12 protein-coding genes and 2 pseudogenes are annotated in these 14,976 nt (G+C 58.6%); 8 read left to right on the forward strand and 6 right to left on the reverse strand.

Going from position 1 to position 14,976, the window contains the following annotated elements; translation table 11 throughout:
• Positions 1-25: 25 nt before the first annotated feature.
• Complete coding sequence (locus ACYZT3_RS14085) at positions 26-4,855, reverse strand: dermonecrotic toxin domain-containing protein (protein WP_462032324.1); 4,830 nt, start codon at positions 4,853-4,855, stop codon at positions 26-28.
• Positions 4,856-5,086: 231 nt separating this feature from the next.
• Here ACYZT3_RS14085 and ACYZT3_RS14090 point away from each other — a divergent pair, with 231 nt between their 5' ends.
• Positions 5,087-6,127, forward strand: a complete 1,041-nt coding sequence (locus tag ACYZT3_RS14090; RefSeq protein ID WP_282379442.1) for an Ldh family oxidoreductase — start codon at positions 5,087-5,089, stop codon at positions 6,125-6,127.
• 79 nt (positions 6,128-6,206) lie between these two features.
• Here ACYZT3_RS14090 and ACYZT3_RS14095 read toward each other — a convergent pair whose 3' ends face one another.
• On the reverse strand, positions 6,207-6,524 hold the full coding sequence (locus ACYZT3_RS14095) for an ElaB/YgaM/YqjD family protein (RefSeq protein ID WP_123364977.1): 318 nt from the start codon (positions 6,522-6,524) through the stop codon (positions 6,207-6,209).
• 165 nt (positions 6,525-6,689) lie between these two features.
• Here ACYZT3_RS14095 and ACYZT3_RS14100 point away from each other — a divergent pair, with 165 nt between their 5' ends.
• Positions 6,690-6,941 carry a hypothetical protein gene (locus ACYZT3_RS14100; RefSeq protein WP_282379433.1) on the forward strand — a complete coding sequence of 84 codons (252 nt, stop codon included), beginning with the start codon at positions 6,690-6,692 and terminating at the stop codon, positions 6,939-6,941.
• On the opposite strand, the pseudogene ACYZT3_RS14105 reads toward ACYZT3_RS14100, so the two are convergent.
• Positions 6,925-7,728 (reverse strand): annotated as a pseudogene (locus ACYZT3_RS14105) (LysR substrate-binding domain-containing protein); the annotation flags it as partial. The gene ACYZT3_RS14100 and the pseudogene ACYZT3_RS14105 sit on opposite strands and share 17 nt — an antisense overlap.
• Between ACYZT3_RS14105 and ACYZT3_RS14110 the strand changes: the two are divergent.
• Positions 7,725-8,132, forward strand: a pseudogene (locus ACYZT3_RS14110) (nitrilase-related carbon-nitrogen hydrolase); the annotation flags it as partial. The pseudogenes ACYZT3_RS14105 and ACYZT3_RS14110 sit on opposite strands and share 4 nt — an antisense overlap.
• Here the strand turns inward: ACYZT3_RS14110 and ACYZT3_RS14115 are convergent.
• The 3 genes from ACYZT3_RS14115 to ACYZT3_RS14125 form a co-directional block, all read right to left on the reverse strand.
• Positions 8,122-8,688, reverse strand: a complete 567-nt coding sequence (locus tag ACYZT3_RS14115) for a GNAT family N-acetyltransferase (protein ID WP_282379431.1) — start codon at positions 8,686-8,688, stop codon at positions 8,122-8,124. The pseudogene ACYZT3_RS14110 and the gene ACYZT3_RS14115 sit on opposite strands and share 11 nt — an antisense overlap.
• A 26-nt stretch (positions 8,689-8,714) precedes the next feature.
• On the reverse strand, positions 8,715-9,188 hold the full coding sequence (locus ACYZT3_RS14120; protein ID WP_282379429.1) for an LEA/WHy family protein: 474 nt from the start codon (positions 9,186-9,188) through the stop codon (positions 8,715-8,717).
• 125 nt (positions 9,189-9,313) lie between these two features.
• Positions 9,314-10,216: a LysR family transcriptional regulator gene (locus ACYZT3_RS14125; RefSeq protein WP_462032325.1), complete on the reverse strand. Its 903-nt coding sequence runs from the start codon at positions 10,214-10,216 to the stop codon at positions 9,314-9,316.
• 102 nt (positions 10,217-10,318) lie between these two features.
• Here ACYZT3_RS14125 and ACYZT3_RS14130 point away from each other — a divergent pair, with 102 nt between their 5' ends.
• From ACYZT3_RS14130 to zapE, 5 genes are all read left to right on the forward strand, one after another.
• Complete coding sequence (locus ACYZT3_RS14130; RefSeq protein WP_282379426.1) at positions 10,319-11,410, forward strand: polyamine ABC transporter substrate-binding protein; 1,092 nt, start codon at positions 10,319-10,321, stop codon at positions 11,408-11,410.
• Between the two features lie 13 nt (positions 11,411-11,423).
• Positions 11,424-12,383: an agmatinase gene (gene speB / locus ACYZT3_RS14135; RefSeq protein ID WP_282379425.1), complete on the forward strand. Its 960-nt coding sequence runs from the start codon at positions 11,424-11,426 to the stop codon at positions 12,381-12,383.
• A gap of 324 nt (positions 12,384-12,707) precedes the next feature.
• The gene (locus tag ACYZT3_RS14140) at positions 12,708-13,424 is read left to right on the forward strand and encodes a helix-turn-helix transcriptional regulator (RefSeq protein WP_282379424.1); all 717 of its coding nucleotides are present in this window, start codon (positions 12,708-12,710) and stop codon (positions 13,422-13,424) included.
• Positions 13,425-13,476: 52 nt separating this feature from the next.
• On the forward strand, positions 13,477-13,818 hold the full coding sequence (locus ACYZT3_RS14145; protein WP_282379422.1) for a nuclear transport factor 2 family protein: 342 nt from the start codon (positions 13,477-13,479) through the stop codon (positions 13,816-13,818).
• Between the two features lie 26 nt (positions 13,819-13,844).
• The gene (gene zapE, locus ACYZT3_RS14150; protein ID WP_282379420.1) at positions 13,845-14,963 is read left to right on the forward strand and encodes a cell division protein ZapE; all 1,119 of its coding nucleotides are present in this window, start codon (positions 13,845-13,847) and stop codon (positions 14,961-14,963) included.
• The last annotated feature ends 13 nt before the right edge of the window (positions 14,964-14,976 follow it).

The following is a 14,976-nucleotide window of genomic DNA, read 5'->3' on the forward strand; positions in this document are numbered from 1 at the left end:
ATCAAAGTGGTGTTTATTTTCTGATTCATGGGGTGCTGGTGTGCAATTGGCGCCCCAGATGGGTGATCAGCCAGGTAACGCTGTCAGCGTTAGCGAGTTGCACCGCCAGTCTGATCAGTGGATCTTTTTTGAAGGTTGTGCGGGCACCGCTCAGGTTGTCCTCGCCGGTCAAGGTCAAGATATGTTCCTTTATCCGATCGGTATTTTCATCAGTAGTACTGCCCAGGTCCTCCCATTCACCGGCATCAGGGTTCTGGATTTTGAACAGCTGTGTATAAGGCGTCTTGATTGACAGTGCGCTGTCCTGAAGTTCGCTCAAGGCTGTTTTGAGATCAGTGGCGAAAGCACTGGCCGTTCCTATCAGGTCGACGAACGGTCTGCTGGAGTCGAGATAAGAAATGTCCTCGGTTTTGCCGGCAATGTGCGAAATCTCATGGATCAGGGTTGCCGCCCGAGCATGAGCGTTGATGGGGAAGGCGGCGTCGGACAGATGATCGCGGTAGTGGTCGAAATGGGGGAAGAAAAATTTATCTGTCAGGTAAATTTTCCCTTTTACGTCCTTTGGAAGGGTGAAGCCGAACGTATTTTCCGCGTGACTGAGGATCTTGCCGACTACAAACCGCCTGGAGTTCGGCTTTCTGAGTGTGGGGTCCAACAGGGCCGCAAAAATGTCGCCCACGACTTTTTCGAGCTTCTGCACATGCGCGTCCGACACGGTAGACACATCGATAAAATCCATGATGAGCTGGTGCACGGGCGTGACCGTACCGTCAGAAGTCTTGAGCATTTGCAGGTTGCGGAAGCTGTTCCAGGCATAGGTGGTTGCCAGATCCAGCGCCTCGTCAATCTGACGAGCCTTTCGCGGAAAAATTTGACGGACTTGAGGCATTCCATGTGCTTCGACATTCATGCTTTCCCAAACCGTTATCGCGTTCTGTAACCGGTTGATGAGGCTGAAGCGGGGCGCCGGTTTTTCCCTGTCCAGAACCCATTGTTTCGATTCGTTTTGACGCAGATAAGGGACGCGAGCGGGGGTGTCGGCGATGCGCCAACGGGTGCCAGGTTTTGCGACCGGATACACTTTTCCTTCAACCGGCCCGTAAAGTTGTTTTGTCGTTGGATGAGAGTAGAGCCCAAGCTTGGCGTTGTGTGTCAGCGAACCCAGATCGACGTCGATGCTCTCATGACGCTTCAATTGCGTGCGCTCGGGTGCAGTGATGTCGATGTCCTGCCATTTGAGTCGAGTGTCGGGCGTTTCTGGCGCGGGCGCGCGGGTCGTCGAAGGCTCCTCCATCGATTGCTGCAACGAGGCCAGTTGTGCAATGCCGCTGATGAACTCTTTTATTGCGGCTCCCCATTTATGTGTTTGAAGGTCTTCGGCGGATTGCTTGATATCGCGGTAACTGCGCCATACCGTGATGGGGTACGCGAGTTTGCCTATACAAAACGAAAATGCCGCGTGCAAATCTTCGCCCAACACCTGTTTGATGGTCGCCCACTCGCCCTGTTTTCTGTCATCGGACTGACAACCGAGCAATCGGGTCAGCAACGCAGCGTTGTCATTGAGTAAATGGTTGAACAGGTTCCCCTTGATCGGATTGGATGCCAGTGTGGTCTCGGTGAAGCGATGACCGGTGCTCGTCGGCGTGGCTCTGGTGACGCGGTGATCAGTGATCGCCATCCGGGTTTCCAGGAGTATCCGATCAGGCTGCGGCAGATTCAGGAGTAGCCAGTCGAGCAGCGGTCCGCGGGTCTTCAGTTCTGTTAGCAGTTGTGCTTCATTTTCATATTCTTTCACCCCATGCCGAGGGCTGTGAGGCGCAATAAGCACCTGTGGTGCAGAGCGATCAGCCGTTGAGCCGATTAGATAAACACCGGGCACTTTGATCGTCTGTGCACTCTTGATACCCAAGAACTCAAGCGGGCGGATGATCGCATGGGCACCGGCGACTGCAGCGCGGGCGATGGCGTCTGGCATGTCCATGACTTGCCGGATCAGATCAAACCCCGAATCGCTCAGACGTTCCTGCAGTTTTTCCGCGTGAGCGTAATGCATCAACTGCCAGGGCAATTGTGTGTAAAACCGCGTCCTGCGGCCCGCATTCGCCTGGGTATCTGCCAAGGCGTCGCTCAGTATTTTCTGCTGATGTTCGCCCGGTTTCAGGTTTCGTATCAGGTCTGTGATGTAGCGTTCGTCCATCCCCTCGGGAATCACGGTGGTATCAAGCGATACCAGTTTGAAATGGACCTGATCCAGATCCTTCAGGTGAGTCAACGCAAAGTCGGTCAGCGTTTGAGTGTTGGCTGCAGATGTCGCGTGGGCACTGATTTGGACCTGGACGTTGTCCGGGTTGATGTTGAAGGTGTCTGCCTTGAGTTGTTTTTCAAGTTCAAGGTGTGCCGTGCGTTGCAGTGATCGTATGCCGGTCAGGTAATCCTGGTCGTCTTTAACGTTATTGAGGTATTGCTGAAGCAGCTCGGCATGCAGCATCAGATCGTTAACGGACGCTTTGGCCAGCCATGCCGGCAGTTTTTGTTGAGTCGTCAGTGACCGCGCAATGTCCATCGCACGGTCGAGCCCCGACCTCGGCTTACGCAGCGCCACGAGATTCAGGAGATGGGTCAGCGGCGTGGTGGAGAGTTTCGTCGCCAGCGCGCTGGTCAGGCACGACGGGTCCAGATGCACAGAGGGTTTTTGTAGATGATCAAGAAAATGCCCATCTACCCGCTGCAGGGGCGCCAACGTGTAAGTCTTGCCAGGCAATCGTTCGCTGCGGCCAAGGTTCTCCAGAAGCGTTGAGCGATGGTTGACGTCTGCGAGGCGTTGACCGAGTTCGGTCAGCAACGGTGTCAATGCTTTGAAGGCTTCAAACCCTAACGCGGGTGTCCACAAAATGGCCCTGCCCGAATGCACCGGGTCCAGGCCTCCTCGTTCAGTCAGCACAAAACAACTGGCCAGTTTCAACGGATCCGTAGCGTCGCCTGCCTTCAACGCCAGGGAAAATACGTCCGGCAGAAAACCGTTCAACGCGCCCCGGTGCAACCGTATCGGTGAATCGAGCACCGTTTTGATGATCGCCTGTTCCGTCACACCCAGCGTGCGGGCAACCGTCTGCAGTTTGAGCTCGCTGCGCAATGCTGTGGACAGGGTGTGGGTGAAACTTGATTGCAAGCCTTCCAGCGACGAACCGACGAAACGTTGGGCGTCGGTGATCGTGCGGGTGGCGGCAGGAATGACGGGGTGGTTTAGAAGGTTTTGTTCAAGCGCCGCGGTGGAGAGCAGTGCCCATTGTTCTTTGACCGATTCGGCGCGCACGGTGGCCGGTTGTGCACTCCAGCGCTGGTCCACGTGTGTACTCCAGCGCCCGTTGGCATCGACGGCCAACAGGCGGTCATCGATCAGTCCCCGAACATCAAGCGCCTTGTCGAGCAATGCATGCGGGTCCAGCGAACCTTCACTTTCGCGGTAGCGGCTCAAGGCGTAAGTCAGGTTCTGCAATTGCTTGTCGAGGATGTCTGCCATCAATTGTTCGAACGCCGGGCCAACGATCGGTTCTCCGATAATCATGCGTTCATCCGGTTCCATTGAAAGCAGCGTACGGCGCTCGTCCAGCGACATGTAGTTAAGCAGCGTGTCCTCATGCCCTTCGCTTTTGATCATCGCCAGCACGATTGTTCTGGCCGCGGGCAGGTTGCTCGTGGCTTCGATACCTCTGGACCGGGTATACAGAAAGCCGAGGGCGTCGCTGCTGCCGATCATCAAGGTGCAGGCCAGTTCCGCGTAGTGCTTGAAGGGCGCGGTGATACGTACTTTTTCGATGCGCAGGGAATCGTTGGAGGCAGGCGCGAGGCTCACATTCATCAAGCGCAGGTATTGCTGCGAGGTTAAAACACCTTGCTGGCGCTTCAATAAAAGATTGACGTGAAAGGTATCGCGAATACCTTCGGTAAGAAACTCCGAGGGTGACTGGCCAGCGCGTGTGGGGGAGTTCCAGTACGTTTTCAGCAGGTTTCGCAAGTGAGGTGTAAAGCGTTGCGCGATCTCTATGATTGAGCTTTCCCATGCCTGGTTATCGGCGTCGCTGCTCACGCCGTGTGCAGGATTGGAAAAGACCCTGGAATCACCCGTTGGCCACTGATGGGTCAGGTAGTACTGCAAGAGGACGTCGCTCAGTGGCTGCGAGGACATCGTGTACCGGGACTCGCGGGTGTCGAAGGTGGAAACCGTGCTGATGAAGCTTTCCAGCCTTGTCTGGCGCTGGTCCAGCCTGGGGAATCGCTTGGCCAACGCAATCTTGAGGATTTCGTCCAGCATCGACTGCAGTGTCGGCATCTTGACCAGTTTGGCCATCATCGACTGGATGTTGTGTGTCTGATTGAGTTCGAGTGTGAGCGCCTGGTCCTGGAATACCGCACCTTCGATGGTTGTTGTAGAAATCTCAGGCATGGCAGCTGCCTGCACAGCGTTACGTTGTTCAATGGAAAGATAACGCAGTAATTCCCGTTTTCCGGTCTCTTGCGCCAACCATGCCTTGAGTGTGCTTTTGAGGTCGACCTTGTCCGCGAATTTGACCAGACCTTTCCACGGCGTGTAGAGCATGACTTCTCCATTATTGGGCCGGCTCATGGCGAAAGCACCGGCCAATGGAATGTCCGTCGGGCCCAGAAGCAATCGTTCGATATGTATGGGCTTGGTAGTGGCCACACGGGCGACATGGGTCGGTAGATAAACACCCTGCAACCAATTCAGGTCATCAAGGGTGAAGGTCAGCGCTTTCTCGCGATCACCGGGCTGTTTGGCATTGGATGCACGTTCTGCTTCGTCAAAAAAATACGGCAGTGGAGAAGCAATCATGATTTTTCCTCGATGTGCTGCGATTGGTGGGTAATCGCAGGCCTTTGGATTGAGGAAAAACAGTACGGCCAGGGGCAGGCTCGAGTGCGGTACATATTGCTTGATCCGAACAGGCTGTCGAGACTTGACAGGACGCTGGTAAAACAGCGCTTAATCGACAACTGTTTTTGGTTGCCGTGCAACCTCGTTTCACCCTGTTGCCCGTACTCAATAATAAAACTGGAGCTTCAGATGACCGCAACGCCCGAAATGACCGTCAGTTCGAACACTCAAACGCTCGATTTCGACGCGCTCGTTCTTTTGCTTGAGCAGATTTTCCAGCGTCATGGCACCAGCGCCGATGTCGCCAAAACACTGGCCCTCAACTGCGCCGGCGCCGAGCGCGATGGCGCCCATAGCCACGGCGTGTTTCGTATTCCCGGTTACGTGTCGACGCTCAAGAGCAGCTGGGTCAATGGCCAGGCCGTGCCGGTGGTCGAGGACGTCGCTTCGGGTTTTGTCCGGGTCGACGCCTGCAATGGATTCGCCCAGCCGGCCTTGGCGGCAGCACGCGCACTGCTGGTTGAAAAGGCCCGCAGTGCCGGCATTGCGGTGCTGGCGATTCGTAATTCCCACCATTTCGCAGCCTTGTGGCCGGATGTCGAGCCCTTCGCTTATGAAGGGCTGGTGGCGCTGAGCATGGTCAACAGCATGACCTGCGTGGTGCCGCACGGTGCCGATCGCCCGTTGTTCGGGACCAACCCGATTGCGTTCGCCGCCCCTCGGGCTGATGGCGAACCGATTGTCTTCGACCTGGCGACCAGCGCCATTGCCCATGGTGATGTGCAGATCGCCGCACGCAAAGGTGAGCGTTTGCCGCCAGGCATGGGTGTGGACGGTCTCGGCCAGCCGACCGAGGACCCGAAAGCGATTCTGGAGGGCGGCGCGTTGTTGCCGTTTGGCGGACATAAAGGTTCGGCGCTGTCGATGATGGTCGAGCTGTTGGCGGCGGCGTTGACCGGGGGGAATTTTTCCTTCGAGTTCGATTGGTCGAACCATCCGGGGGCCAAGACGCCGTGGACTGGCCAACTGCTGATCGTGATCGACCCGAGCAAGGCGGCGGGGCAGAGTTTTGCCGAGCGCAGCCAGGAGCTGGTCCGGCAGATGCACGGTGTGGGGCTCAAGCGTCTGCCGGGTGATCGACGTCACCAACAGCGGGCCAAGGCCAGCGCCGAAGGCATTAAGCTCGATGCTCAGACATTGGCGAATTTGCGGGAATTGGCCGGGCTCTGAGGTCTGCCTAAACCCCGGGCATGAAAAAGGCGAGCGAAAGGCTCGCCTTTTTGCTGAGTGCCCATTAAAGCGGTACCGCTTAACGCCGGCCCAGCAACAACCCGACCACCAGGCCAAAACCGGCAGAGATGGCCACGGTTTGCCACGGATGACCACCAATGTAGGTTTCAGTGGCTTCGACTGCAGGTTTGGTCCGGTCACGAACGCTGGTGACGGAGTCCCGAGCCTGCTGAAGTTTCTGGGCGATTTGCCCACGAAGTGTGTCCGCTTCTTCACCGACGAGTGAGGCACTGCTTTTCAACAGTTTCTCCGACTCTTCGATCAGAGCCTGAAGTTCACTGAAGGCCTGATCCTTGATCTGGTCTTCGGCGACTTGTGCGGCTGTTTTCCGGGCCATTGGGGTACTCCTTGCAGGTAAATGGACAGTGAACAATGGAGTCTGTCGTCAGCGAAAAAGTTGCAGTGAATTTTCGCGTTGACCCTACCCTGAAGAAAAATCCTGAGTCGGACATTTCCTCCTACAGTGTAAGATGTCGCCTAATTTACGCAGCAGGTAACTCCCATGAGCTTCAATCTGGCCGACAAACCCCTTGCCGAGCGCGCGGCGCTTGAAGATGAGAAATCCCGTCTGTTCGATCTCTGGCAAAGCAACCTGGGCAAGTCCAAGGGCGAGGCCGCAAGGTTGTTCGGTGAGCGCGCCAAGCGCAAAGGCAAATGGTCCGAGTGGGTCCGTGCCGAACTTGACGGCATGTCGCCCCCGGAATTCGCGAACATGGTGCGCAGCGAGATCAATCGCCTCATGGCTGCCAAATAGAACATGCGAAACTCGCGACAATGGCCTCACGTACTTTCAACACCAGCGGATCGAGCTGCGTACTGGTGCGCCAACCCAGTTCGATCGGGTAACGCGGCAACGCCAGGGGGCAGGGCAGCAGCGCCAGGCCGCTGAGCGCAGCAATGCTTTGGGCCGCATGGGCCGGAATGGTCGCCACGGCCTGGCTGCCCTTGAGCAAGTGCGGCAATGCCGCAAAGTGTGTGGTCGACGCCCATACCCGCCGACTCAACCCCAGCGCCGCCAGCCCCTCATCGGTGATCCCGATAAAACCACCCGACGACACCAGGATGTGCTCGCGGGCGACGAACTCCTCAAGACTGATGGTTTGCTGTCCCTGGGCCAGGCTCATCGGGTTTGCCAGGCACAGATAGCCTCCTTCTCCCAGCACCTGACGGCTGAGCAAGCGCTCGGCAAATCCGCCTGCAGTAATCGCCAGATCGATACTGCGTTCCATCAACGCCTGGGCGACGATCTGGCTGTGGGTCTGACGGAAGATCAGCCGCAGCTTCGGCGCGACGCGGGCGATTTCCTCGATCAGCCGGCGACCATAAGCAATTTCGAAATCATCTGACATACCCCCGGTGACTGAGCGCCCGTCGTCATGGTGGGCGGCCGGATCGACCATCGCCAGGCTCTGCCGGCATTTGTTCAGGGCATCGCTGACCACCGGTTTCAACTGGTTGGCCTTGAGTGTGGGCGCGAGGCCTCGGCCGGTGCGCACGAACAACTGATCGCCATACACCTCGCGCAGCCTTCGCAGTGCTGCGCACCGCGATGTACGCCAAAGGCGTGGAGGTCTGGTGCGCGCCAACGGTGGACGAGCGGGAAATGTGGCAGGTCAGCATGCGCCATATCGCCCATGAAGGACGTTGCTTTGTGGTCAGCGCCTGTCAGGTTCAGGATTCACCGCACGCCTTGGGCGTTGAGATCGCCAACTGGCCGGCGGACCGGCCATTGATTGCCGGCGGCAGCGTGATCGTCGGGCCGATGGGCGACATTCTGGCGGGGCCGTTGCGCGATGGCACCGGTTTGCTCAGCGCAGAAATCGACACCGATGACCTGATCCGCGCCCGTTACGACTGCGACGTGGTGGGGCACTACGCGCGCCCGGATGTGTTTGAGTTGTCGGTGGATGAGCGCGCCAAACCGGGTGTCCGCTTCAACGCATAACCCCTGGATCTCTAGGTTGAGTTAACCACTCTTCACGGGTGATTTCCCAGAGGTCTCTGGGGAATCGCCCGCTGACGAAGTCGCCCTCATCGCTGCGGATCAAGCGCATGCCGGTGCGTTCCGAGAGTTTGCGCGAGCCGATGTTGGGCGCCGCTTTCGGTACACGCAGCACTGACCGGCCGAGGGCTTTGAACCAATACTCGGTGACGGCCGCACTGGCTTCGGTCATCAAGCCCTGGCCTTGCCATTTTGGCCCTAGCCAGAAGCCGCGGTTGTTGTCCTGTTCATTCATCAGGCTGACAGTGCCAATTAACTGATCGGGCGCGGACTTTAAGCGGATCGACCAATGCCACTCATCACCGCGCGCAATCGCTGGCAGGGCATTGTCACGCAGATAGGTCAGTGCGCCGTCAGCAGGGTACGGCCAAGGGACGAGGGCGTTCAGGTAACGCACCACTTCCCAGTGCGGGAACTGTTGCTGGATGGCTTCGGCATCGGCCAACTCCAGCGGGTGCAGGATCAAGCGTTCGGTGTCGAGCGTGGGTGTGACTTCCATGTTCTTTGTCGCTCCTTGAGTCGCAATTACCAGGTGCCGGTCGTCGACGCTGGCAGGCTGAGTTTGCCACTTTCCACGAAACGCAGGGTGCCGAACAAGCCACCGGCCAGTTTGCCTCGCAGCACGTAGGGCAGGTTGTTCAGGGTTTGTGTCTGGCTCAGGCCCAAGGTCTGACGCAGCACCGAGAACGCCGAAACGCTCACCGGCACCGTCAGCACGGTTTCGGAAAAGCGTGCAATCGAGCCCGCTTGATCGCTGACGCCGGAGGCGAGTGGCTGGCCATTGACCTCCAGGTCCAGGGCCACGCCGTTGTAGTCGATCGCGGTCTCATTGGGATTTTGCACGCGTATTTTCACGGCAAAGCGTACTTCCATGTCCTGGCTTTGCAACGGCTCGAAGCCGACCACGTTGATGTTCAGCGGGTCGCGATTGGGCAGCAGGGCGCAGGCGCTAAGGGAGAGCAAAAGAAGGGAAAGCAAAACGGCGTGGACACTGCGCATGGACATGCTCTCTTAAAGAAAAGGCCGAACCACCCGTGGCTCGGCCTCGAGCATTTTCTAGCGGTTCAAGGGTGCGACAGCTGCAGGCGAGACGGGTTCAGTTCAGAGCATGGGAACGATCATTATCAAACGGGTGCCGCAAATGCCGCCAGCAAATCCTCTTCAAATGCCCTTTGCGCATCCCCCGGCACCTGCGCGCGATGGCGGGCCAGATGGAATGCCACGTCAAAACTCATATCGCCTCGGCGCACGGCCCGCAGCAATCCTTTGTCTTCCCAGCTGCGGGCAAAGTGATTGGGCAAATAGCCAACGTGTTTACCGGAAAGAATGAAGGCGAGGGTGCCTTCGACTTGCTCCGAACGCGCCGAACACATCGTCCCCTGGAAGGGTTCGTCGCTGCGCAGGAAACGGTAAGGGTGATCGACTCGATCACACGCCTGTAGCGCGTGATCGTCAGGCGCATCGTCGGTGAACAGCGGATGTCCGGCGGCGCAATACAGGTGCTGGGTTTCGGTAAACAGTTCGCGGTAGTCAAAGGCGCTTTGCACTTGTGAGAAATAGCCGATCGCCAGGTCCAGTCGTTGTTGCAGCAGCAACCGTTCCATTTCACCGGGCATGGCGCTGATCAATTCGATGCGCACCGATTCGTCCCGTTCACGAAAGCGCCGGATCGCATCGGCCACCCGTTGCAACACGGATTGATCGAGCGCTTCGGACAGCCCCAGACGAACTTCGCCGATCAAGCGCCCGGCCACACCATTGGATTGATGGCGGAAGGCTTCGATGGACTCGAACAGGCTGCGAGTCGCGTTGAGCAGTTGTTCGCCCTTGGGCGTGATTTTGAAACCACCCTTGCCGCGACTGCACAGACGATAGCCGAGCCGGGTTTCCAGTTTGGCCATTTGCTGGCTGATGCTCGACTGGCTCAGACCCAATTCACCCTGAGCCGCGCTGAAGCCGCCGCACTCCACCACGTTGACGAACAGCCGCAGCAGTTGCAGATCGAGATCATGGAGTTGGCCGAGCATCAAACATTACTCCGAGATAAAGTCAGGATAACTACCTTGGTATTTTTCCAATGTATCTGACGACGCATTCTGCATCCACTTCCTCTGGTCAGGTGTTTCGTCATGGCTCCCACGTTCAAGCTGTGTTTGCCCGCACTGTTTCTCGCCATGGCCGTATCGGCCCAGGCCGAGGAAAAAGTAGTCAACCTCTACAGTTGGGCTGATTACGTCGCTCCCGAGACCTTGCAGCGTTTCGAACAGGAAACTGGCATCCATGTGCGGTACGACACCTTCGATTCTTCGGAGGTACTCGAAACCAAGTTGCTCACCGGAGGCAGCGGTTACGACGTGGTCGTGCCGTCTTCCAGTGTGCTGGCCCGCGGACTGGCAGCCGGTGCGTTGAAAGAGATCCCTCACGAAGGCCTCAAGGGGTACGCCAACCTCGATCCGGACTTGCTGGAAAAACTCGCCGCCGTCGATCCTGGCAACCGCTATGGCGTGCCCTACACCTGGGGCACCCTGGGATTGGGGATGAACGTCGAAGCCGTGAAGCAGCGTTTGCCGAATGTGCCGCTCAACAGCCTGGACCTGCTGTTCAAGCCGGAATACGCCAGCAAACTGAAAGACTGCGGCATTGCCATTCTCGATTCACCCCAGGAAGTGGTCGGCCTGGCGCTGCATTACCTGGGTAAAAATCCTTACAGCACCGACAAGGCGGATCTGTCAGCCGCCGAAGCGCTGCTGCATCAGCTGCAACCCAATGTGTTGTACGTCGCCACCGGTCGGCAGATCAGCGATCTGGCCAATGGCAGCGTATGCCTGGCGTTGACCTATAACGGTGACGCCAGCATGGCCGCTGATCAGGCGCGCAAGGCCAACAAGCCGTTCGAAGTGGCGTACCGGATTCCGAAAGAGGGCACGCTGGTCTGGCAGGACAACCTGGCGATCCCCAAGGATGCGCCTCACCCTGAAGCGGCCCACGCCTTTATCGAGTTCATGCTGCGCCCGGAATCCGTCGCGGCACTGACCAACACACTTTTCTTCGCGACGGCCAACCAGGCCGCAACACCGCTGGTGGATGAGGCGGTGCGCACCGACCCGGACATTTACCCGCTGGCTGACGTGCGTGACCGGTTGTACGCCGACCGCAGCATGAGCCTCAAGGACATGCGTCAACGCACGCGCTTGTGGACCACTTTCCGTAGCCGCCACTAAAAAGGAATACCTGATGGACGTCCCGATGCAAAACGATCAGGCCATGACCCGCGACAGCCTCTATGGCACTGCCGCAGAAAGTACCTACGCCGGAATCACCAGTTTCATGCGTCGTCGCTACAGTCGCGACTTGCGTGGCGTTGATGTAGCGGTCAGCGGTGTCCCGTTCGACACCGCCACCAGCAACCGCCCCGGAGCGCGTTTCGGACCACGCGGCATTCGTGCCGCGTCCACCGGGATTGCCTGGGAACGCCACTGGCCATGGACCTTCGACCCGTTCGACCATCTGGCGGTCATCGACTACGGTGATTGCGACTTCGATTACGGCACACCGCAGTCGGTGCCCGAAAGCATCGAAGCCCACGCCGAACACATTCTCAACGCCGGTAGCGCGATGCTGACGTTCGGCGGGGATCACTTCATCACGTATCCGCTGCTCAAGGCCCATGCGCGTAAACATGGTCCGCTGTCGTTGATCCACTTCGACGCCCACAGCGACACCTGGCCGGACGAAGACGGCAAGCGCGTCGATCACGGCACGATGTTCTGGCACGCGGCCAAGGAAGGGCTGGTGGATCCGTCGCGTTCGGTTCAGATCGGGTTGCGCACCACCAATGACGATCACCAGGGCTTTCAAGTGCTGGATGCGCGGCAAGTGCATCGACGTGGTGTTGATGCAATTGTCGAAGCGATTCGGGCGAGGGTCGGCGATCACCCGGTGTACCTGACGTTCGACATTGATTGCCTCGACCCGGCATTCGCTCCGGGCACCGGAACGCCGGTGTGCGGCGGCTTGAGCACGGTGCAGGCGCTGGAAATCCTGGGTGGCTTGCGCGGGATTAATCTGGTGGGGATGGACGTCGTGGAAGTGGCGCCGGCCTACGACAGTGCGGACATTACCTCACTGGCGGCGGCGACGTTGGCGATGGAAATGCTGTGTTTGTATGCGGCTAAACATAAGGTCGACCGGTAACACCGACCTGCGGTGACTCCTCCGACACCATCGCGGGCAAGTCGGATCGCCGCACCGCCACTCCCACAAGTACAGCGCAGTACCTGTGGGCGCGGGCTTGGTCCGGCCGGCGATCCGACGATGCTTTTTCAGGCGACCGGGATGATTGGCAGATCCAGGGTTTCAGCCCTGCTTCCGACTGGCCAGCCTGATAACCGTTGGCGGTGTCGATGAAATTGCCGCCAGCTTCAGAGAAGGGCCGACCCCCGGCCCATCGCTCCTGCCACTTTCTGACAGGATGCTCTGCTAAGCTTCGACAACTTTTCCGGACAGAGCCTGCCGATCGTGTCGCGTACCACTCGTTTACTGACCTTGTTGCAAGTGCTGCGCGGCAAAAGTCGTCCGGTGACCGCGGCGACGCTTGCCGGCGAATTGGAGATTTCCGAGCGCACGCTGTACCGCGACATCGCTGAACTCACCGCACTCGGCGCACCGATTTACGGTGAAGCGGGAATCGGCTACGTGCTGCGCAGCGGTTTGTTTCTGCCGCCATTGATGCTCAACGCCGATGAAACCGAAGCCATCGTGTTGGGCTTGCGCTATGTGGATCAGCGCGGGGATGAGGTATTGAGCAAGGCCGCGGCGGATGCGCTGGCCAAGATTGCCGCGGTATTGGCGCCTGAAGCGCTCGACGCGTTACGCAACCCGACAGTCCTGCCGGGCCCGCGCGGTTATGGCTTTGCGCCCAACGCGGTGCCACTGACTGTGTTTCGCCAGGCCATCCGCGATCAGGCCAAGCTGCACATCGACTACGCGGACGCCCATCAGGTGCCGAGTCAGCGGCTGATCTGGCCACTGGCCCTGGGGTTTCTGAACGAGGCGCGAATCATCGTCGCCTGGTGTGAGTTGCGCAGCGCCTATCGCACCTTTCGCACCGACCGGATCTCGGCCGCCAGTGCGCAGGGCGAGCGGTATCCGGGGCGGCGCAGCGACCTGTTGCGGACCTGGCGCAAGCAGATGCAACTGGATGAAGCCGGGCGTTTCACTCCTGACAAGAACTGACACAGGCCTGTTTTAGCATGGGGCCAGAATCAACAAACAAGGAGCCGTAAACATGCCCAATCCAGACGCTTCACTGGCACCCGCCATCGCCGCCTATATTGCTGCGGCCAATGCCCGCGACACCTCGCGGGTCGCTAGTTTTTTCGCTGAGGATGCCAATGTGTTCGATGAAGGCCAGCACCAGGTCGGCACTCACGCCATCGCGCAGTGGATGCAAGACACCGCCCAGCGTTACCAGCCACGGGTTGAAGTGCTCGACGTGCAACTGCGCACCGGCAAAGTGTTGGTGCACAACCTGATCTCCGGGACGTTTCCTGGCAGCCCTCTGGAATTGCGCTACATGTTTCGCCTGAACGAGCAGGGCAAGATCGCCCGGCTAGACATCTCCCTCTAACCAAGCCGCGTGGCATACTGCCGCGCATGAATGTCGACTCTCCCTTAAGCGCCTGGCAACACGCCATCGAACAGAAGGGCTTCGTCCAGGACGAAGCTCAGGAACATGCCGTCTGGGCGCTGCAAAAATGCTACGAAGCGCTGCATGAAGGGCGCGCGCCGATCACCGGCGTGTACCTCTGGGGGCCGGTCGGACGCGGTAAAACCTGGTTGATGGACCAGTTTTACCAAAGCCTGAAGGTCCCGGCCCGTCGCCAACACTTTCACCACTTTATGGGCTGGGTGCATCAACGCTCGTTTCAGCTGACCGGCACCGCCGACCCTTTGAAGGCACTGGCTCGCGAACTGAGCGAGGAAGTTCGGGTGCTGTGCTTTGACGAACTGTTCGTCAACGACATCGGCGACGCCATCATTCTTGGCCGTTTGTTTCAGGTGATGTTCGAGCAGGGCGTGGTTGTAGTTTGCACCTCCAATCAGCCCCCGGATCAACTGTACGCCGAGGGCTTCAACCGCGACCGGTTCGTGCCCGCCATCGAGGCCATCAAGAAACATATGCAGGTGATTGCGGTGGACGGTGGTGAAGATCATCGTCTCCACCCCGGCATAGGTTTGCAACGTTACTGGGTGGCCGCATCGGGACAGCCCAGTGCGCTGGGTGAAGTGTTCAAGGCACTGACCGTCGGCCAGTCGGTGGCCAGTGACCCGATCAAGGTAGGCTATCGCTCACTCAATGTCGTGCAGGCCAGCGAAACCGTGCTCTGGAGTCGTTACGCCGATCTCTGTGAACAGCCTTTTGCCGCCATGGATTTCATCGCCCTGTGCGACACCTTCAGCGCTATTCTGTTGAGTGACGTGCCCAACCTCAGCGCGCAAAAGCGCGAAGGGCGCATCGCCCGGGGCACTGAAGACGGCGTCGAGCGGGTGGTGGCGGGTGATCGCGAGTTGCCGCAATTGTCGGTGCATGACGACGGTGTACGGCGTTTCATCGCCCTGGTGGACGAGTGCTATGACCGCAAGGTGCCGCTGTGCCTTGAAGCGCAGGTGCCCATGGAATCGTTGTACACCGAGGGTTATCTGGAGTTTCCATTCCGCCGCACCCTCAGCCGATTACAGGAAATGCAGCTGCAACGTTTCGCCGAAGCTTGAACCCAAGGAGCCG

It is taken from the genome of Pseudomonas sp. MDT1-16, from assembly GCF_054898115.1.

Bases quoted from the DNA above. Each gene is read 5' to 3' on its own strand.
- ACYZT3_RS14130 (WP_282379426.1), top strand. From the start codon at position 10,319: ATGGCTCCCACGTTCAAGCTGTGTTTGCCCGCACTGTTTCTCGCCATG.
- ACYZT3_RS14085 (WP_462032324.1), bottom strand. From the start codon at position 4,855: ATGATTGCTTCTCCACTGCCGTATTTTTTTGACGAAGCAGAACGTGCA.
- ACYZT3_RS14095 (WP_123364977.1), bottom strand. From the start codon at position 6,524: ATGGCCCGGAAAACAGCCGCACAAGTCGCCGAAGACCAGATCAAGGAT.
- ACYZT3_RS14145 (WP_282379422.1), top strand. From the start codon at position 13,477: ATGCCCAATCCAGACGCTTCACTGGCACCCGCCATCGCCGCCTATATT.
- ACYZT3_RS14120 (WP_282379429.1), bottom strand. From the start codon at position 9,188: ATGCGCAGTGTCCACGCCGTTTTGCTTTCCCTTCTTTTGCTCTCCCTT.
- ACYZT3_RS14115 (WP_282379431.1), bottom strand. From the start codon at position 8,688: ATGGAAGTCACACCCACGCTCGACACCGAACGCTTGATCCTGCACCCG.
- zapE (WP_282379420.1), top strand. From the start codon at position 13,845: ATGAATGTCGACTCTCCCTTAAGCGCCTGGCAACACGCCATCGAACAG.
- speB (WP_282379425.1), top strand. From the start codon at position 11,424: ATGGACGTCCCGATGCAAAACGATCAGGCCATGACCCGCGACAGCCTC.
- ACYZT3_RS14090 (WP_282379442.1), top strand. From the start codon at position 5,087: ATGACCGCAACGCCCGAAATGACCGTCAGTTCGAACACTCAAACGCTC.
- ACYZT3_RS14125 (WP_462032325.1), bottom strand. From the start codon at position 10,216: ATGCTCGGCCAACTCCATGATCTCGATCTGCAACTGCTGCGGCTGTTC.
- ACYZT3_RS14100 (WP_282379433.1), top strand. From the start codon at position 6,690: ATGAGCTTCAATCTGGCCGACAAACCCCTTGCCGAGCGCGCGGCGCTT.